The following is an 18755-nucleotide window of genomic DNA, read 5'->3' as shown; positions in this document are numbered from 1 at the left end:
CGCTCTTTTTCTGGGGCAGCCTGTGCGTTAATCTAAAATTTAAAATCCTTATAAAACTCCTCTAAATCGTAAATCATAAATCGTAAATATTTCTCTCTATTCCAACTCTATCGGATTATAGGGAAGTATTTTCGTTACTATTTTCTCGCCTTTCGGTACCGTTACAAGACCGGAATTACCGATAACGGCATTCGGATTATTCATCGCTGCTTTTTCCGCCTGCCGGAATTTTTCACGGGTCGTTTTAATATCCTTTTTCCCCTTACTTAAATAGATGGGACTTTTCCAACCGACCCTGTAAAGGGCTGTACATTCAAAAGAATAATCCCGGTCCGCATCTTCCACTTTCAGGATCAGCCCCGGCAAGCCGTTAAACTTCCAGGGACCGTTCGATAACGGAATATCCGAAGCATACCAGGCCGTATAGTAACGCCCCCGGAACAAACAGGTGGCTTTTTTACACAAATACCCTAACACTGTCAGTGTATCCGGCGAAAAGTTCCAATCAAATACCGGTTCCTTTTCCGTGTAAATATAGCTATTCAATAAAACTGTCATTTGTACCGAATATTGTCCCTTCGGATAATTTTTTATTACAATACTTCTATCTCCTGCTTTTTTAGTCCGTACCAAAGCGTTATTCACAATTTTCATCGTACTTAATTCCGGCCGTTTCATTTCTTCCGTCATAATGGAATCATTAACCAAATAAGTATAATTGGAATATCTTGATATTTGTTTCCCGATTTGCAATACCATATTCGATCTCGTCAAATTATCAGGATCAAGTTTATCTTTTCGTACCAATTGGCGGTAATGCACATTCAGATAAGTGTAATCCAAGGTATCACAAGGATCCATTTTACGAGGAGCATCCTGTTCTCCTCCTAAAAATACCACTTTCTGAGCATATAAAGAAAGATGCAACGAAAAGAAAAATACAAGCAAATAAATATATCTCATAATAGTTCATTTTCAAAGGGAAGAAACTCCGAAAAGCTCTTCCCATCTCATAGTTAACAATTCAGATTCTCCAAAGCTTCTAACAATTTCAGCATTTCCGCTGTCGTATCGTAATAAGAATTATCACTATAAATAATCTTCCCACAACTTAATTGAAAATACATCGGAGCTGCCACAACAGCTAACGTCAAAAAACACGCACTTACGAAAGCTATCATTCTCTTTTTCATAACTCATAAAGTTTAAGAAGCCGTTTTGAAAGATCATAAATCAACAACCGCTCTTTTTCTGGGGCAGCCTGTGTGTTAATCTAAAATTTAAAATCCTTATAAAACTCCTCTAAATCGTAAATCAAAAATCATAAATCGTAAATATTTCTCTCTATTCCAACTCCATCGGATTGTAAGGAAACTTCTTCCTGATATCGGAGACATCTTTAACTTTTCCGGAAGCTTGTATATTAAAACCGGGATTAGCCATCCCTGCCCGTTCTGCTTTCAAAAATTTTTCACGGGTCGTTTTGATCTCCTGAGGACGTTTTTCAATGTATATAGGACGTTCCCAAGTTACCCTATACAAGGCTGTGGCATCGAAAACATAGTCGCCACGGGCATCCGATACCCGCAGAATCAATCCCGGGAGACCGGTAAATTTCCAGGGACCGTTACTTACAGATATACCCGGAGCATACCAGGCCGTATAATGCCTTCCCCGAAACGTACAGGTGGCTTTACGACATTTATAACCCAACCATTCCGATTCTTCTTTTTCCAACTGCCAATTGAATACGGGACTGTCTTCCTCATAAAGATAGCGGTCGAAAAAAACACGCGACTGTACCTGAGTCCTTCCTTCCGGATGATTTTTTAAAATCGTCTGATAATCTCCGCTTTTATAAGTCCGGCTTACTGACCGATTCACTATGGCAAGTACACTTTCATCCGTATTTTTTAACTCATAAGCCACAATTGAATCATTATGTAATTCAATCCAGTTAGTATAATTGGATATCTGTCTTCCGATTTGAAGGATCATTTCCGACGTCTCATACTCATCCGGAATCAGTGTATCTTTTCGAACCAATTGACGGTAATGAACACACAGCCGAGCATACTCCAACGTATCCCGAGGCCAACTGTTACGGGACATTTCCTTTTCCAAACGTTCTCCCCCTTGTATAACATATTGTCCAATCAAGCAAAAATTATTCAGCAAACAAAAAAGAAAAAAAAGAGATTTGATTATATTTTTCATCCTGTTGTAGATTACATCTAAAAGTTTATTATAGTGTAGAAAGCTTATACTCGACAATTAACCGTCATACAAACTTTCCACACAACACTCTAATGAGTAAAAGCACTTATTTACAATGAATTTCTGTCATTACTTTGATAAAATCTGTCATATCTTTAGGATCCTTAACAGCATCATAATCTGTCATAACAGTTTTTCCACAGGATAATGAAATAGCGACAGTATAAGCCGATGCACTTAACACCATTCCTAACACAAACAATAATAAAACTAACATCTTTTTCATAACTCATAAAGTTTAAGAAGCTGTTTTGAAAGATCATAAATCAACAACCGCTCTTTTTCTGGGGCAGCCTGTGTGTTAATCTAAAATTTAAAATCCTTATAAAACTCCTCTAAATCGTAAATCATAAATCGTAAATATTTCTCTCTATTCCAACTCTATCGGATTATAGGGAAGTATTTTCGTTACTATTTTCTCGCCTTTCGGTACCGTCACAAGACCGGAATTACCGATAACGGCATTCGGATTATTCATCGCTGCTTTTTCTGCCTGTCGGAATTTTTCACGGGTCGTTTCAATATCTTTTTTCCTTTTACTTAAATAGATGGGACTTTTCCAATCAACCCGGTATAGAGCCGTACATTCAAAAGAATAATCCCGGTCCGCATCTTCCACTTTCAGGATCAGCCCCGGCAAGCCGTTAAACTTCCAGGGACCGTTTGATAACGGTATATCCGGAGCATACCAGGCTGTATAATAACGCCCCCGGAACAAACAGGTGGCTTTTTTACACAAATACCCTAACACTGTCAGTGTATCCGGCGAAAAGTTCCAGTCAAACTCCGGCTCCGGTTCTGTATAAATATATCGATTCAATAAAACCGGGATTTGAACCCAATACTGCCCTTTTGGATAATTTTTTATTACAATACTTCTATCTCCTGCTTTTTTAGTCCGTACCAAAGCATTATTCACAATTTTCATCGTACTTAATTCCGGCCGTTTCATTTCTTCCGTCATAATGGAATCATTAACCAAATAAGTATAATTGGAATACCTTGATATTTGTTTCCCGATTTGCAATACCATATTCGATCTCGTCAAATTATCAGGATCAAGTTTATCTTTTCGTACCAATTGGCGGTAATGCACATTCAGATAAGTGTAATCCAAGGTATCACAAGGATCCATTTTACGAGGAGCATCCTGTTCTCCTCCTAAAAATACCACTTTCTGAGCATGTAAAGAAAGATTCAACGAAAAGAAAAATACAAGCAAATAAATATATCTCATAATAGTTCATTTTCAAAGGGAAGAAACTCCGAAAAGCTCTTCCCATCTCATAGTTAACAATTCAGATTCTCCAAAGCTTCTAACAATTTCAGCATTTCCGCTGTCGTATCGTAATAAGAATTATCACTATAAATAATCTTCCCACAACTTAATTGAAAATACATCGGAGCTGCCACAACAGCTAACGTCAAAAAACACGCACTTACGAAAGCTATCATTCTCTTTTTCATAACTCATAAAGTTTAAGAAGCCGTTTTGAAAGATCATAAATCAACAACCGCTCTTTTTCTGGGGCAGCCTGTGTGTTAATCTAAAATTTAAAATCCTTATAAAACTCCTCTAAATCGTAAATCAAAAATCATAAATCGTAAATATTTCTCTCTATTCCAACTCCATCGGATTGTAAGGAAACTTCTTCCTGATATCGGAGACATCTTTAACTTTTCCGGAAGCTTGTATATTAAAACCGGGATTAGCCATCCCTGCTCGTTCTGCTTTCAAAAATTTTTCACGGGTCGTTTTGATTTCCTGAGGACGTTTCCATATAAAAATAGGACGTCTCCAAGTTACTTTATACAAGGCTGTGGCATCGAAAACATAGTCGCCACGGGCATCCGATACCCGCAGAATCAATCCCGGGAGACCGGTAAATTTCCAGGGACCGTTCGATAACGGAATATCGGGAACATACCAAGCCGTATAATGCCTTCCCCGAAAGATACAGGTGGCTTTACGACATTTATACCCCAACCATTCCGATTCTTCTTTTTCCAACTGCCAATTGAATACGGGACTGTCTTCCTCATAAAGATAACGGTCGAAAAAAACACGCGACTGTACCTGGGTCCTTCCTTCCGGATAATTTTTTAAAATCGTCTGATAATCTCCGCTTTTATAAGTTCGTTCCCCTGATCGATTTGATATTGCAAGGACACTTTCATCTGTGTTGTTTAACTCATAAGCCACAATGGAGTCATTATGCAGATTAATCCAATTGGTATAATTTGACATCTGATTACCAATTTGAAGGATCATTTCCGAGGCTGTAAAATCATCCGGACTTAACGTATCTTTTCGAACCAATTGACGGTAATGAACACACAACCAGGCATAATCCAATGTATCCCGAGGCCAACTGTCCCGTGACATCTCCTTCTCAAAGCGTTTCATATTACCTTGTAACGTATTCTGGGCACTCGAATGCAAACAACCCAGTAAACAAGAAAGAAAAGACAAAAACTTAATTATATTTTTCATCTTGTAGTAAATAAATTTATTGCAGTGCAGAAAGCTTATAGCTAATAATTTTCTATTTCATAAACTTTCTACACCACATTCTAATTAACACCAGATCTTATTTACAATGAACCTCAGTCATTACTTGTCTGAATTCTTCCATATCTTTATCATTGCTAACCATAGTGGAATCTGTCATTACAGTCTTTCCACAGGGTAATGAAATAGCGACAGTATAAGCCGATGCACTTAACACCATTCCTAACACAAACAATAATAAAACTAACATCTTTTTCATAACTCATAAAGTTTAAGTATTACCTACTCTATCAAAGCTTTTCGGTGTCCGCTTCTATCTATTCCGGAATAAATCATTTAATAAAATTATAAACAGAATGCCTTATATATTATCATATTTTAAACGATTTGATTATTTGAAAATATATTCTAAAAATTGATTTTTTACAATTATATATAAAAATAGTATATATACAAAATTAATTACTACAAATATTCAAATTAATTATTTTTATTATTATTTATCAAAATATACTTAACAAGCAAAATACAAACAAGCAAAAGCCACGACATGCAACTCATAACCAAACAGATACAAACCAAACAAGACATACAAACAAAAGAAAGTACATTTCGAATCTTTACACTTATTGTATTCTTACATCACGTATAATACATAGGATGTAATCAAAGAGCTATTTTCGGGAAACGAAGAGGAATATTGCGAAATAGACGGATTTTTTTTGTTTATCGGTGAATCCTGTTTATTTTTGGAAGCTCAAATTCAGGTCTATTGACTTATTTATTATCTTTGAGACTTTACTTAAAAACAGATTATTAAAACATTCAATATACCGCTGATTTATTGCGGATAAAAAATAAAAATCATGTCAACAATAAAATCATCTGAATTGATCACCAACGATGACGGGAGCATCTTTCACCTTCATCTGTTACCCGAAGATTTGGCTGATACAGTCATATTAGTCGGAGATCCCGGCAGAGTAGAAACAATTTCCGCTTATTTCGATACGATCGAACTTAAAAAAAGTAACCGGGAATTTTATACCGTTACCGGCCATTACAACAATCGCCGGTTATCGGTTGTCTCCACCGGAATCGGTCCGGACAACATCGACATTGTCATCAATGAATTGGATGCCTTGGTCAATATCGACCTCAAGACCAAGGAGATCAAACCTGATAAACACAGTCTGAACATTGTACGTATCGGCACTTCCGGCTCCGTTCAAGCCGATATACCTGTCGACTCATTCGTCATTTCAGAGAAAAGTATCGGATGTGATGGGGTTATTCGTTTTTACGGTGACAACCAAAGCGTATGCGACCGGGATTTTGAAGAAGCTTTTATCCGCCACTGCCAATGGGCTGCGGACGCCGCCCGTCCCTATGTCGTAAACGCTTCGGCATCTTTGGTAGAGCGTTTGCACACAGCAGGCCAAACCATCAAAGGTGTTACTCTGACTGCCGTAGGATTTTACGGTCCCCAAGGCCGTATCTTACGCTTGCCATTGGCGATGCCCGGTATCAACGACCGGATTACAGCATTCCGTTACCAAAATTACAAAGTGACGAATTACGAAATGGAAAGTGCCGCCATTACAGGATTGTGCAATCTGCTGGGCCACCATGCCGCTACAATCTGCCTGATTATCGCCAACCGGATGACAGGGGATGCTTCGGCCGACTATCATGGGTATATGAAAAAATTAATCGAATATACCTTAACCCAACTGACACGATAGGTCTTTTTAAAAACGAACATTTTGATTTTAGATTACTCCACAAGCCTCTCCCGTAAAAAGAGGAATCGGACATCATAAATCGTAAATTAAAAATAAATAAACATTATGATACAAAGGATACAAACCGTATTTTTATTGCTGACAGTTATCGTCACCGGTCTTTTATTCTATATGCCGGTAATTACTTTAAATATGCCCGGAGCGACACCGGAACAAACCGATATTTTTCAATTTTACACGACGAAATATATACAGGCTGGTACTCCTCCAGTATTTATTGAGTTCAATTGGTTTTCAATGGTGCTGAATATACTGATCACCGGACTGGCTTTTCTGTCGATATTTTTATATAAAAAACGTTTTCTGCAATTACGTCTCTGCCTGGTAAACATTATTCTGATGCTCGGAATCATCATACTGGTGAGTGTACAGGCATACAATATTACCAAGCCCGATGGCGAATGGCACCTCAATCTGGCTTTTGCCTTCCCGATTATCGGTATTATCCTCACCTGGCTGGCACTCCGCGGTATTGTAAAAGACATCGCTTTATTAAAATCATACGACAGAATCCGATAAAAATCACCAACTCAACTGATACATTATGAACACATTTAAGATTCTACTACTTCTACTTTTAACAGGTAGCGTTGCAGAAGTAACGGCATGTACCAATTTCTTATTTACCAAATCGGCAACTAAAGACGGTTCGACCTCCGTTACCTATTCGGCGGATTCCCACGTACTTTACGGCGAATTATATCATTGGCCGGCAACTGACTGGCCGGAAGGAGCTCTTGTCGATGTTTACGAATGGGACACCGGCAAATTTATGGGTAAGATTCCACAAGTCCGTCATACATACAATGTGATCGGAAATATGAACGAATTCCAATTGGCCATCGGAGAAACTACTTTCGGCGGACGCAAAGAATTGGAAAGCCAGGAAGGTGCTATTATCGATTACGGTAGTTTGATATATCTTACCTTACAACGGGCTAAAAATGCCCGGGAAGCCATCGTCGTAATGACCGGATTAGTTGAGGAATACGGTTATGCCAGTTCCGGGGAATCATTCTCAATCAGTGATCCGAATGAAGTATGGATCATGGAAATGATCGGTAAAGGAAACGGTGAAAAAGGGGCCGTATGGGTAGCCCGGATGATTCCGGACGGTTATGTATGTGCACATGCCAATCAAGCCCGTATCACAACATTTCCTCTTGACGGCAGGAGTTCGATTTCTTCGGACAAACTAAAAAATATTTACAACAAAGAAGTGACGACCGTTTATTCGAAAGACGTCATTTCTTTTGCCAAACAAAAAGGATTTTACCCCCAAGCAGCCAAAAACACGGACTTCAGCTTTTCCGACACTTATGCTCCGGTTGATTTCGGCGGAGCACGGGCTTGCGAAATCCGGGTATGGGCATTTTTCAACGAAGTAAATCCGGATATGGCCCAATATTGGGAATACGCCAAAGGCACCGATCTCCGCAAGGATGACAAAGGCTACGTTACCAATCGTATGCCTCTGTGGATCAAACCTGCCCGTAAAGTCGACGTACTGGAAATCATGGACTTTATGCGCAATCATCTGGAAGGCACGGAACTGGATATGCGTAAAGATCCGGGAGCCGGTCCATACGAATGTCCTTACCGCTGGCGTCCGATGAGTTATCAGTTAGACGGGAAAACCTACGTAAACGAACGCGCAACGGCTACACAGCAAACCGGCTTTACCTTCGTAAGCCAAAGCCGTAGCTGGTTACCGAATGAAATAGGCGGTATTCTGTGGTTCGGCGTCGACGATGCTGCCAGTACGGTTTACTTCCCGATGTACACTTCATCCGTCCGGGTACCCCATGCTTACGCCGTCGGAAACGGGAGTATGATGGAATTTACCAATAAAGCGGCTTTTTGGGTATTCAACCAGGTTACCAATTTCGCCTATACCCGTTACAATATCATTCATCCGGACATCCGTGAAAAACAGAAAGCCCTGGAGTCGCAATACAAAGCATTCGTAGAAATGGTGGATGCAGGAGCACTGCAAACAATAGAACAAAATCCCCGAATGACAATTGAATACCTGACTGATTTTTCCTGTAACACAGGTAATCAATTGGTAGATACCTGGCGCGATTTTTACGGTTATTTATTCGCCCGTTATATGGACGGTAACGTAAAAACCGCCATACCGGGACAGCAGAATCCCAAAGTTGAAAACCCGAAACTACCGGAATGGTATTTACGGACGATTGTGAACTATATGGGGGATAAGCAACAGGAAGTATCGGAATAAAACAACATTTTAATTGTAGATTTCAGATTGATGATTTTAGATTATACACACAAATCAACCCCAAAGAATTGTAGATTGACGATTTCAGATTAAAAGAATCTGACAACGAATCCGTTTATCGAACAATTTCAGATTCACAATTTATGTGTATGAAAATTTTGCAGTCAAAAATTATTTTTTCTATCTTTGCTGCCCGTTAGAATAATATGAGGGTTCCTGGAGACCCGGCTGAATATTATAATTACAACGTACGTAATCTCTTACAAAAAGCTCAGGTAGTAATATTGCGTTCGGTAAATCATTAAAAAATTAAAGAAATGGACTTAATTAAAATTGCAGAACAAGCATTTGCAAGCGAAAACAAAGTTGAGCATCCTTCTTTCGGCCCTGGAGACACCGTGAGTGTTCATTACAGAATCATTGAAGGAAACAAAGAGAGAATCCAGATTTTCCGTGGTATTGTCATTCAGATCAAAGGTCATGGCGATAACAAAACCTTTACGGTTCGGAAAATGTCAGGCAATGTCGGAGTAGAAAGAATTTTCCCGTTGAATTCTCCGTTCATTAAAGAAATCGAAATCAATAAAGTCGGAAAAGTAAGAAGAGCAAGAATTTATTACTTCCGTGAATTGACCGGTAAAAAAGCTAAAATCAAAGAAAAGAGATCCTGATCTTTTTTCTTTAAAAATAAAAGCTCTGCATTGCAGGGCTTTTTTTATTTTTTTAAATTTGTATGTTTTGTAATGCTTCTATAAGCAAAAGAACAAACAAAAACATCAACAAGAATTAAACGACTTTTAATATAACTCTAAAGCAATAATGCCGATACTTATTCAATAAGTCAACGTTTAAAATTATAGATTCAGAGGGACGATTTTAGATTAAAAGAATTTGACAACGAATCAGATTGTCAGGTAATTTAAAATTTACAATCTAACATTTATAATTTATATGCAGGTTTTTAAAAGTCGAAAATCGATAAAATAAATAATTATGGAAAACACGGAAATTATTAAAGTAGCCAGAGCTAAAGCCGAAAAATGGCTGAGTGACGCTTACGATAGTCAGACCCGGGAAGCTGTACGTCAAATGATAGAAGCATCCGATCCTACTGAATTGATTGATTCTTTTTACAACGATCTGGAATTCGGTACCGGCGGATTACGGGGTATTATGGGAGCAGGAACAAACCGGATGAATATTTATACCGTCGGTGCTGCCACCCAGGGTTTTTCCAACTACATCAACAAGATGTTTCCGGACGATAAAAACAAATCGGTTTGTATCGGACACGACTGCCGGAATAATTCCCGCTATTTTGCGGAAACGGCGGCGGCCATCTTTACAGCCAACGGTATCACGACCTATTTATTCGAAGACCTGCGGCCGACTCCTGAAATGTCTTTTGCTATCCGGGAACTGGGATGCAAAGGAGGTGTCATTATCACGGCTTCCCACAACCCGAAAGAATACAACGGTTATAAAGCTTATTGGGAAGACGGTTCCCAACTGATACCTCCCCATGACAAAAATGTCATCGAGGAAGTAAAAAAAGTGAAGGTAACAGACATAAAGTTTACGAAAGTACCGGAAAAAATCATCATTCTGGGCAAAGATTTCGACAAAAAATTCTTAGACAAAGTTAAAACCTTAAGTCTTTCACCGGAGGCCATCCAACACCAACACGACCTGAAAATCGTTTTTACCCCTTTACACGGTACAACCTATGAATTGGTGCCGGCTTCTTTACGCAACTGGGGATTTACGAATATCCATACGGTAGCGGCACAAATGATACCGGACGGCAACTTCCCGACTGTCGCTTCTGCCAATCCGGAAGAACCGGCAGCGTTCAAAATGGCTCTGGATAAAGCCCGGGAAATCGATGCAGACTTAGCAATGGCCTGTGATCCGGATGGAGACCGTATCGGCATCGCCGTAAAAAATGACAAAGGAGAATGGATACTGCTCAACGGTAACCAGACCAATATTATTTTTACCTACTACATCATCAGACGCCGGCAGGAACTTGGTTTGATGAAGGGCAATGAATACACCATCAAAACAATCGTTACGTCTGAATTGCTGAAAGAGATTGCTGAAAAAAATAACATTCCTTGCTATGACGTTTACACCGGCTTTAAATGGATAGCCGATATGATCCGGAAAAAAGGAGCCGACGGTTATATCGGTGCAGGTGAAGAATCATTCGGTTTCATGCCCGGTTCTTTTACCCGGGACAAAGATGCCGTGTCTTCAACCTCCCTCATGGCTGAAATTGCAGCCTGGGCAAAAGATCAGGGAAAAACGCTTTTCATTATCCTGAAAGAAATCTATGCCCAATACGGATTCTCGCAAGAAAAAATGATTTACATCGTCCGTAAAGGCCTGAGCGGAGCCCAGGAAATCAAAAATAAAATGGAGAACTTCCGCCACAACACCCCTACGGCAATCAACGGCAGTCCGGTTGTTATCAAAAAAGATTATGCCGATCTGACTGAAACAGACCTGATGACAGGAAAAACCCTAAAGATGGATTTCCCCACAACCAGTGATGTATTGCAGTTTTTCCTGGCTGACGGTTGTAAAATTTCCGTCCGTCCGTCCGGAACCGAACCGAAAATAAAATTTTATTTTGAGGCCCGGGCACAAATGAAATCTGTTGACGACTTCGATAAAGCACAGGCGGAAGCCAATCAAAAAATCGATGCTATTGTAAAAGACTTAGGGCTTGAATAATACATCGAACCGATGATTTACGATTTTAGGTTAATTCATAACCTAAAATCGTAAATCTAAAATTCTATCCTTCTTTCCGGTCGAAAAATTCCGGTTTGAAATTCACAAAATACAACCGCTTTCTGGCCCGGGTGACAGCAGTATACAACCATCTCCAGTATTCGTCTGTCAGCATCCCGTCCGCCACCCACCCCTGATCGATAAAAACGGCATCCCATTGTCCTCCCTGGGCCTTATGACAAGTAACCGCATAAGCGAATTTTATCTGTAAGGCATTAAAAAACTCATTTTCACGTATTTTCTCAAATCGTTTTTTACGAGAAGCCAAGTCTGTATAATCCGCTTCAACCGAACGGTACAAATCGCGGTTTTCTTCATACGTTAAAGCCGGCGCATCCGAAGTCAGGGTATCGAGCATCACCCAAGCCGTTATCTCCTCTTCATAACCGGCCAGCATCAACCGGGTCCGGGCAAAATGCCGTCCATAGAGTTCCGCCCGTTTTTCTATTTTCAAAACCGTAGCAATATCCCCGTTCGCGATAAAATCAATACGTTCATAATCTTTAGCCCAGAAATAATTATTTTTGACAATCATGATTTTATCTCCGCAACTGAAGTCTTCTTCCCGATATAAAATCATCCTTCGGACTCCTTCATTAAAACGATTGGCTCTTTTATTCGAACGACAGACAATCATCGTTTCGTCTACCCCGTACTTTCCGTAACAACTGTCGATTTCTTCCAGCAGTTCGGCTCCACCGATACGGCAGACATCCGGGAAACCGGTAATTTTCAATTCAGGAGTGGTTTTTCCACTACCGAGCAAATGCCGAACAGCCGTCGCATTGAATAAAATTCCCGATTGTTCTGCCTGCCTCATGACATCCGTCAATACAGCTTCGCAAATTTCCATATTATACAAAAAGCGAAGCGCTTCCGGGTCCAAAGCCGGACTTACATCCAAGCCGACCGGAGGCAACTGTGCCATATCCCCGATCAATACCAGGCGATTATTTCTTCCATTATAAACATATTCCATCAAATCGTCTAACAAATGTCCGGAACCAAAATTACTCTCCTCCCCGGAATTGGAAATCATAGATGCTTCATCGACAAAAAAAAGCGTATCAGTCCCGCCGTTAAATCCCAAATCGAACTCTCCTTCCCCATCCGTTGCCGATTTCTGACGATAAATCTTTTTATGAATGGTAAATGCCGAATGACCGGCATAGGCTGAAAATACTTTGGCAGCCCTTCCTGTCGGAGCCAACAAAACGACTTTATATTCGAAAGACAGAAGAGTATTGACGATTGCCGCCACCAAGGAAGTCTTCCCCGTCCCGGCATAACCTTTGAGTACAAACAAACTATCTTCTTTCTGTCCGAAAAAAAACTGTGAAAAAAGTCCGACGGCATTTTTTTGTGCCGGAGAAAATTCATAACCGAAATTTTTCAATACAATTTCTCCGAAATGTTTTCCTATCATCCGTAAATTTCTAATAGAATATAGCCTTTAATTTAATTTTTTTCCTAAATTTGCGAGCATGAATCAAGATTTTGCAGCGGCGTTTATATCGTTTGAAATCTAATGTAAAGATACTATTTATAGCTTATAGTGCAGCGAATATGCGCAATGTTTAACGTAATTAATTATACAAAATAACTTAATATGAAAAAGCTAATTATTCAGATTGTTTTAGCAGCTCTGATCATTTTCCTCGGTTACAAATGTTATGAGAGTATCATGGTCCCCCAACGGTTTAAAGCCATTAAAGAACAGAGATACGACAGAATTATACAGCGTCTCAAAGACATTCGTACGGCACAGGATGCTTACCGGAGTGTATACAACCGCTACACCTCCAGCTTCGATACCCTGATCAACTTTTTGAAAAATGATTCTGTAAAAATTGTCCGTTCAATCGGTACGCTGACTGACGAACAATTGGAAGCCGGCATGACAGAAGCAGAAGCTATCAAAAAAGGATTGATTATCCGTGAAGAAATCAAAGTAAATGCGCTTGCCAATACTTTCGGTGCGAATTATCCGGTTGATAATTTACGTTATGTACCGTTTACCAACCGGAAATATCAATTCAAAATGGGAGCCTCTAAAATTAAAACGGACTCCGGAGTAGAAGTACCTGTATTCGAAGCCCGCATATCCAATACTCAAATCTTTGAAGATTTGGATGAAGAATACCACGATCAGATTCTGGAAGAAAACGGAGAAAGATTGCGTTTGAAAAAATATCCGGGATTAAAAGTAGGTGATTTGCAGGAAGCAAATAACAATGTCGGTAACTGGGAATAATAACAAGCTGGCTACATGCAAAATATCTTTTATTTAGATAACAATTTTGTAAAAGAGAACTCTATTCAATATATTTTGTCCATCCGTTTTTCAACGGATGGACTTTCATTTTGCGTGCACGATAATTTCGATAAATTACTGGCTTTTTACTACCAGCCTTACAGTCTGGATTCACAAACCGAAGTCATTGCCAAAGTAAAAAAAGCAATTGTAGAGGAAGAACTGTTGAATTTACGTTACCGAAAGGTATACATCGTCCCTTGTAAAAAAGAAAAGACGCTGATTCCGGCCCATATCTTTAACAAGAATTACTTGTCGGATCTTTACCGCCTCTGCCATCATACAGAAAAAAACGATATCCTGCTTTACCGGAAAGTACGCCCCATGGAAGCTTATCTGGTAGAGTCGCTACCCCGTAGTTTTACTACTTTTCTAACCACACGTTACCAATCGATATGTATTGTTAACAGTGCTTATTCTTTTATCATTAACTCTTTATCATCGACTCTTATCAACCGGGAGCATCTGTTTGTCGATATACAGGACCGTTATTTCGACATTCTGCTAACCCGCAATAACGAAGTACTGTTATTCAACAGTTTCTCGTACAATTCTGTAACAGACATGGTGTACTACATGCTGAATTGCCTGAAAAATACGAATATCAATAAAAGCAATTTACAAACCACGATTTCAGGAACTTTAGCCAACGATCCCCATCTTTACGCGACGTTGAGTACCTATATTCCTACCATATCTGTATTAAACGATACCAATCTCAGTCAAATATTAAAAAATGACAGGCTGAATACTTCGGGATTTGTTCATTTGTTAAGTCTACATAAATGCGAATAATCAGTGGTACCCACAGAGGCCGGCAAATTTTTCCGGATAAGAATTTTACTGCCCGTCCGACAACCGATTTTGCCAAAGAAAATTTATTCAACGTACTCAGTAACTATATGGATTTTGAGGGCCTAAAAGCCCTGGATCTGTTCTCTGGTACCGGGAGTATCAGCTATGAGCTGGCTTCCCGGGGAGCAACTGAAATCGTAGCAGTAGAATTAAACTACAATCATTACACTTTTATCAAACGGACGATCTGCGAATTAGGCTTTAAAAGCATACGGGTATACAAAAACGACACATTTGCAGCTTGTAAGAAACTCCGGGGGCAGCAATTTAACCTCATATTCGCCGATCCCCCATACAACCTTCCGAGGATCAAAGAGGTCCCGGCTGCTATTTTCGATAACGACCTGCTGGCAGAAGAAGGTATAGCCGTTATCGAACATCCGGGAACGATCGACTATTCCGACCTCCCCTATTTCGCAGAACACCGGGAATACGGAAGTGTAAATTTCTCTATCTTCCGGAAAACAAAATCCTAATTGCAAATTTCAGCTTAAACCGAACTGATAACAAATCAGTTTATCAAACAACCTGAAATTTACAATCGCAATCAAAGCTTATAATTAGTTTTAAATAAAAAACCGCCCGAAAATTCCGGGCGGTCTCTTTATAAAAAGTTGAGTTTAGTTTTCCTCGTAAAGCACCTGGCAGGAACAAACCAAATTCCGGTCTCCATAACCATCGTCCACACGTCCCACCTGTGGCCAGAATTTATTTTCAGCCACCCAGGTCAACGGATAAGCAGCCTTACTCCGCGGATAGGCATGAGTCCAGGTATCTGCCGTCAATACCTTATGGGTATGAGGTGCATTTTTCAATACATTATCCGCTTTATCGGCTTTTCCTTCTCCGATTTCCAGAATTTCATCCCGAATCGTTTTCAAAGCTTCGATAAAACGATCAAGTTCTTCCTTCGGCTCACTCTCTGTCGGTTCGACCATCAATGTTCCATGAACCGGGAACGACAATGTAGGAGCATGGAAACCGAAGTCCATCAACCGCTTGGCAATATCCAGATCCGAAATACCGTACTCTTTGTTGAAACCGGTACAATCCCAGATCATCTCATGTCCAACCCGGCCTTTGGTACCCGTATATAAAATCTTAAAGCCTAACTTTTCAAATGAGGAAGCCAGATAGTTTGCATTCAATATCGCCATTTCGGTAACCATCTTCAAGCCTTCACCGCCTAACATCAGCAAATAGCCGTAAGTAATCGGGATCAGGCTGACGGAACCGTAGGGCGCTGCAGCAACAGCATGTATCCCTTTGTCTCCGCCCGTTTTCACAACAGCGTGTGTCGGCAGGAATTCTACCAAATGCGATGCTGCACAAATCGGTCCGACTCCGGGTCCACCTCCACCGTGAGGCATAGCAAAAGTTTTGTGCAGATTTAAATGGCAAATATCGGCCCCAATGGTTCCCGGACTGGTCAAACCGCATTGTCCGTTCATATTGGCACCGTCCATAAACAGCTGACCTCCGTTTTCGTGTACGATTTTCACCAATTCTTTAATCGATTCTTCGAAAATACCGTGAGTAGACGGATAGGTAATCATGGCTCCGGCCAGATTATCCCGGTTTGCTTCAGCTTTTGCCCGGAAATCGTCTACATCGATATTACCTTCTGCCGTACTGGCAATGATAACCGGCTTGAAACCGGCCATCGTACAGGAAGCAGGATTCGTACCATGAGCCGAAGCAGGAATCAGGATAATATCCCGGTGAGCATCTCCACGTGAGATATGATATTGGCGAATAACCATCAACGAAGCATACTCTCCGGCTGCACCTGAATTCGGCTGCAAACTACACCCCGCAAAACCGGTTACTTTGGCCAACATTTCTTCCGTTTCCCGGATCATCTGCTGATAGCCTTCTGCCTGTGAAAACGGTACAAAAGGATGAATAGCCCCAAATTCTGGCCAGGAAAGCGGCAGCATTTCAATAGCAGCGTTCAGCTTCATTGTACACGATCCCAGAGAAATCATTGAGGTCGCCAATGAAATATCCCGTCTTTCAAGATTTTTCATATAGCGCATCAAAGCCGTTTCCGAATGGTATAATTTAAATACGGGCTCGTCGAGGAATTCGTCATCACGCACCATTTCCGGATCCAATACCGTACGATCGTCGAGGAAACGGGCATATTCAGCTTTTTTCGCCGCCGCTTCCGCAAAAATGCCGATCACTGTATTGATCTCTTCCTCATTGATCTTTTCATCAGTCGATAAACCGACAGTGGGAGCACAACAACAACATTCACAATAGAATAAATTGATTTTCTTCTCCAAAGCCAGATCCCGGATACTTTCCAGTTTTATCCCTTCCGGTAATTCGAAACGAATGGTATCGAAGAATTTTCCGTATTTGAGCTTATAACCGTATTTCTGAATTTCTTCTGCTAAAATAACGGCAGCCGAATGGATGTGTTTCGCTATTCTCTCCAAACCTTCCTTACCGTGGTAAACGGCATAGAAACCGGCCATTGTTGCATCCAAAGCCTTAGCCGTACAAATATTGGAAGACGCTTTTTCCCGTTTAATGTGTTGTTCCCGGGTCTGCAAAGCCAAACGCAAAGCTTTATTTCCCTGTGCATCAATTGTCACACCGATAATACGTCCCGGAATATTGCGCTTGTATTCTTCACGGGTGGCCATATAAGCAGCACTCGGTCCGCCGTATCCCATCGGAATACCGAAACGCTGGGTAGAGCCGACAACAATATCCGCTCCCCATTCTCCCGGAGGAGTCAAAAGCACCAGACTCATAATATCGGCGGCAACGCTGATCAAGCCACCGTGGGCATGCACTTTTTCCGCAAAAGCTTTATAATCGCGTACCTGACCGTTAGCAGCCGGATACTGTACGATAGCTCCGAACACATCCGGTGTAAATTCAAACGTATCGTAATCCCCGTATACCAATTCTATTCCGAAAGGAGCCGAACGGGTAACCAATACATCTTTTGTTTGCGGGAACAACTGATTGTCTACAAACAATTTGTTGGCTCCGGACTTTTTCAGTTCCTTATTCCGCAAAGCATACATCATCTGCATCGCCTCAGCAGCAGCAGTAGCCTCATCCAGCAAAGAGCAGTTGGTAATTTCCATACCTGTCAACTCCAATATAACCGTCTGAAAATTCAAGAGAGCTTCCAGACGTCCCTGGGATACCTCTGCCTGATACGGCGTATAAGAAGTATACCAGGCCGGATTTTCCAGAATATTCCGGACGATTACCGCCGGAGATATTGTATCGTAATATCCCTGCCCGATAAAAGAACGATATATCTTATTCTTAGCAGCCACTTCCCGGATTCGTTGAAAAAACTCAGATTCCGTAAGCGGTTCCGGCAAATCCAAAATACTTTTTAAACGGATCGACTCCGGTACGGTCTGTCCGATTAATTCATCCAATGACTTTACTCCTACTACCTTCAACATCTCTTCAATGTCTTCCGGCCGAGGCCCGATATGCCTCCATAAAAATTTATCTGTCGCCATGTTATCCTGTATTTATATTTACTGAAAACGTTTTAAAAAATTACCTCGGTAAAATTAACTATAATTATTGTAGCGGCAAAGAAAGTGAGAAAACAAAACAAGCCGGAACGGCTAAAATATTTTAATTTCCAAAATATGAAAACAATACAGGCAACAATCGTAACAAGTAGCCGTTAATATTTCAAATAAGCCTTACTTTCGTCCTCACGATAACCTATTCTGAAAATAAGCGTTGACAGCTCAATTCGAATCAAAACTTCCGAATTTATAAAACACAATTTCATTCTCTCAGCTTTTCACCGTTTTCACCATCGGGCAATAAAAAAACATAAAAACAAGATATACAATCAATTAAACCGTATAAAGTAAAATTAAAATAAGCACCATTATATACATATTACAATACAAATTCACTACATTCAATAACAAAAATGTAATATGAATT

18 protein-coding genes are annotated in these 18755 nt (G+C 40.4%); 8 read left to right on the top strand and 10 right to left on the bottom strand.

What is annotated here, in order from left to right:
• Window positions 1-96 precede the first annotated feature (96 nt).
• The 8 genes from BN8908_RS17885 to BN8908_RS17860 all read right to left on the bottom strand — a co-directional run bounded on the left by BN8908_RS17885 (window position 97) and on the right by BN8908_RS17860 (window position 5048).
• Window positions 97-963, bottom strand: a complete 867-nt coding sequence (locus BN8908_RS17885; RefSeq protein ID WP_068692003.1) for a GLPGLI family protein — start codon at window positions 961-963, stop codon at window positions 97-99.
• Between the two features lie 53 nt (window positions 964-1016).
• Window positions 1017-1193: a hypothetical protein gene (locus tag BN8908_RS18665; protein WP_154670142.1), complete on the bottom strand. Its 177-nt coding sequence runs from the start codon at window positions 1191-1193 to the stop codon at window positions 1017-1019.
• Between the two features lie 151 nt (window positions 1194-1344).
• Window positions 1345-2217 (bottom strand): GLPGLI family protein, encoded by an 873-nt coding sequence (locus tag BN8908_RS17880; RefSeq protein ID WP_068692001.1) that lies wholly within the window; start codon window positions 2215-2217, stop codon window positions 1345-1347.
• 106 nt (window positions 2218-2323) lie between these two features.
• Window positions 2324-2503, bottom strand: a complete 180-nt coding sequence (locus tag BN8908_RS17875) for a hypothetical protein (RefSeq protein ID WP_068691999.1) — start codon at window positions 2501-2503, stop codon at window positions 2324-2326.
• A 144-nt stretch (window positions 2504-2647) separates the two neighbouring features.
• Window positions 2648-3514, bottom strand: coding sequence for a GLPGLI family protein (locus BN8908_RS17870; RefSeq protein WP_068691997.1), 867 nt, complete (start codon window positions 3512-3514; stop codon window positions 2648-2650).
• 53 nt (window positions 3515-3567) lie between these two features.
• Window positions 3568-3744, bottom strand: a complete 177-nt coding sequence (locus BN8908_RS18660) for a hypothetical protein (RefSeq protein ID WP_154670142.1) — start codon at window positions 3742-3744, stop codon at window positions 3568-3570.
• Between the two features lie 151 nt (window positions 3745-3895).
• Window positions 3896-4771, bottom strand: coding sequence for a GLPGLI family protein (locus tag BN8908_RS17865; protein ID WP_068691995.1), 876 nt, complete (start codon window positions 4769-4771; stop codon window positions 3896-3898).
• A 97-nt stretch (window positions 4772-4868) separates the two neighbouring features.
• A complete protein-coding gene (locus tag BN8908_RS17860; protein ID WP_068691993.1) occupies window positions 4869-5048 on the bottom strand; it encodes a hypothetical protein in 180 nt (59 codons plus the stop codon).
• A 607-nt stretch (window positions 5049-5655) separates the two neighbouring features.
• Between BN8908_RS17860 and BN8908_RS17855 the strand changes: the two genes are divergently transcribed.
• The 5 genes from BN8908_RS17855 to BN8908_RS17835 all read left to right on the top strand — a co-directional run bounded on the left by BN8908_RS17855 (window position 5656) and on the right by BN8908_RS17835 (window position 11578).
• Window positions 5656-6534 (top strand): nucleoside phosphorylase, encoded by an 879-nt coding sequence (locus BN8908_RS17855; protein ID WP_068691991.1) that lies wholly within the window; start codon window positions 5656-5658, stop codon window positions 6532-6534.
• A gap of 105 nt (window positions 6535-6639) precedes the next feature.
• Complete coding sequence (locus tag BN8908_RS17850) at window positions 6640-7113, top strand: DUF4293 domain-containing protein (protein ID WP_021988816.1); 474 nt, start codon at window positions 6640-6642, stop codon at window positions 7111-7113.
• Window positions 7114-7138: 25 nt separating this feature from the next.
• Complete coding sequence (locus BN8908_RS17845) at window positions 7139-8839, top strand: C69 family dipeptidase (RefSeq protein ID WP_021988815.1); 1701 nt, start codon at window positions 7139-7141, stop codon at window positions 8837-8839.
• 317 nt (window positions 8840-9156) lie between these two features.
• Window positions 9157-9510, top strand: a complete 354-nt coding sequence (rplS, locus tag BN8908_RS17840; protein WP_021988814.1) for a 50S ribosomal protein L19 — start codon at window positions 9157-9159, stop codon at window positions 9508-9510.
• Window positions 9511-9832: 322 nt separating this feature from the next.
• Window positions 9833-11578 (top strand): phospho-sugar mutase, encoded by a 1746-nt coding sequence (locus BN8908_RS17835; protein WP_021988813.1) that lies wholly within the window; start codon window positions 9833-9835, stop codon window positions 11576-11578.
• A 64-nt stretch (window positions 11579-11642) separates the two neighbouring features.
• Here the strand turns inward: BN8908_RS17835 and BN8908_RS17830 are convergent, their stop codons facing one another.
• Window positions 11643-13064 (bottom strand): ATP-dependent DNA helicase, encoded by a 1422-nt coding sequence (locus BN8908_RS17830; protein WP_021988812.1) that lies wholly within the window; start codon window positions 13062-13064, stop codon window positions 11643-11645.
• A 183-nt stretch (window positions 13065-13247) separates the two neighbouring features.
• Here BN8908_RS17830 and BN8908_RS17825 point away from each other — a divergent pair, with 183 nt between their 5' ends.
• The 3 genes from BN8908_RS17825 to BN8908_RS17815 are packed head-to-tail and all read left to right on the top strand — an operon-like array spanning window position 13248 to window position 15283.
• Window positions 13248-13892 carry a hypothetical protein gene (locus BN8908_RS17825; RefSeq protein WP_021988811.1) on the top strand — a complete coding sequence of 215 codons (645 nt, stop codon included), beginning with the start codon at window positions 13248-13250 and terminating at the stop codon, window positions 13890-13892.
• Window positions 13893-13907: 15 nt separating this feature from the next.
• Complete coding sequence (locus BN8908_RS17820) at window positions 13908-14747, top strand: DUF3822 family protein (RefSeq protein ID WP_021988810.1); 840 nt, start codon at window positions 13908-13910, stop codon at window positions 14745-14747.
• Complete coding sequence (locus BN8908_RS17815) at window positions 14738-15283, top strand: RsmD family RNA methyltransferase (RefSeq protein WP_068691989.1); 546 nt, start codon at window positions 14738-14740, stop codon at window positions 15281-15283. Before BN8908_RS17820 ends, BN8908_RS17815 begins: the two co-directional genes overlap by 10 nt.
• A gap of 144 nt (window positions 15284-15427) precedes the next feature.
• On the opposite strand, the gene gcvP is transcribed toward BN8908_RS17815, so the two are convergent.
• Window positions 15428-18310, bottom strand: coding sequence for an aminomethyl-transferring glycine dehydrogenase (gcvP, locus tag BN8908_RS17810; protein WP_021988808.1), 2883 nt, complete (start codon window positions 18308-18310; stop codon window positions 15428-15430).
• Between the last annotated feature and the right edge of the window lie 445 nt (window positions 18311-18755).

This window comes from Culturomica massiliensis (genome assembly GCF_900091655.1).
Taxonomy (GTDB): domain Bacteria; phylum Bacteroidota; class Bacteroidia; order Bacteroidales; family Marinifilaceae; genus Culturomica; species Culturomica massiliensis.
The sequence above is the reverse complement of the archived record's forward strand: the minus strand, read 5'-3'. Positions and strand labels throughout refer to the sequence as shown.

What these genes read in the sequence shown, in the direction of transcription:
- BN8908_RS17885 (WP_068692003.1), bottom strand. Translation starts at nt 963, where the DNA reads ATGAGATATATTTATTTGCTTGTATTTTTCTTTTCGTTGCATCTTTCT.
- BN8908_RS18665 (WP_154670142.1), bottom strand. Translation starts at nt 1,193, where the DNA reads ATGAAAAAGAGAATGATAGCTTTCGTAAGTGCGTGTTTTTTGACGTTA.
- BN8908_RS17880 (WP_068692001.1), bottom strand. Translation starts at nt 2,217, where the DNA reads ATGAAAAATATAATCAAATCTCTTTTTTTTCTTTTTTGTTTGCTGAAT.
- BN8908_RS17875 (WP_068691999.1), bottom strand. Translation starts at nt 2,503, where the DNA reads ATGAAAAAGATGTTAGTTTTATTATTGTTTGTGTTAGGAATGGTGTTA.
- BN8908_RS17870 (WP_068691997.1), bottom strand. Translation starts at nt 3,514, where the DNA reads ATGAGATATATTTATTTGCTTGTATTTTTCTTTTCGTTGAATCTTTCT.
- BN8908_RS18660 (WP_154670142.1), bottom strand. Translation starts at nt 3,744, where the DNA reads ATGAAAAAGAGAATGATAGCTTTCGTAAGTGCGTGTTTTTTGACGTTA.
- BN8908_RS17865 (WP_068691995.1), bottom strand. Translation starts at nt 4,771, where the DNA reads ATGAAAAATATAATTAAGTTTTTGTCTTTTCTTTCTTGTTTACTGGGT.
- BN8908_RS17860 (WP_068691993.1), bottom strand. Translation starts at nt 5,048, where the DNA reads ATGAAAAAGATGTTAGTTTTATTATTGTTTGTGTTAGGAATGGTGTTA.
- BN8908_RS17855 (WP_068691991.1), top strand. Translation starts at nt 5,656, where the DNA reads ATGTCAACAATAAAATCATCTGAATTGATCACCAACGATGACGGGAGC.
- BN8908_RS17850 (WP_021988816.1), top strand. Translation starts at nt 6,640, where the DNA reads ATGATACAAAGGATACAAACCGTATTTTTATTGCTGACAGTTATCGTC.
- BN8908_RS17845 (WP_021988815.1), top strand. Translation starts at nt 7,139, where the DNA reads ATGAACACATTTAAGATTCTACTACTTCTACTTTTAACAGGTAGCGTT.
- rplS (WP_021988814.1), top strand. Translation starts at nt 9,157, where the DNA reads ATGGACTTAATTAAAATTGCAGAACAAGCATTTGCAAGCGAAAACAAA.
- BN8908_RS17835 (WP_021988813.1), top strand. Translation starts at nt 9,833, where the DNA reads ATGGAAAACACGGAAATTATTAAAGTAGCCAGAGCTAAAGCCGAAAAA.
- BN8908_RS17830 (WP_021988812.1), bottom strand. Translation starts at nt 13,064, where the DNA reads ATGATAGGAAAACATTTCGGAGAAATTGTATTGAAAAATTTCGGTTAT.
- BN8908_RS17825 (WP_021988811.1), top strand. Translation starts at nt 13,248, where the DNA reads ATGAAAAAGCTAATTATTCAGATTGTTTTAGCAGCTCTGATCATTTTC.
- BN8908_RS17820 (WP_021988810.1), top strand. Translation starts at nt 13,908, where the DNA reads ATGCAAAATATCTTTTATTTAGATAACAATTTTGTAAAAGAGAACTCT.
- BN8908_RS17815 (WP_068691989.1), top strand. Translation starts at nt 14,738, where the DNA reads ATGCGAATAATCAGTGGTACCCACAGAGGCCGGCAAATTTTTCCGGAT.
- gcvP (WP_021988808.1), bottom strand. Translation starts at nt 18,310, where the DNA reads ATGGCGACAGATAAATTTTTATGGAGGCATATCGGGCCTCGGCCGGAA.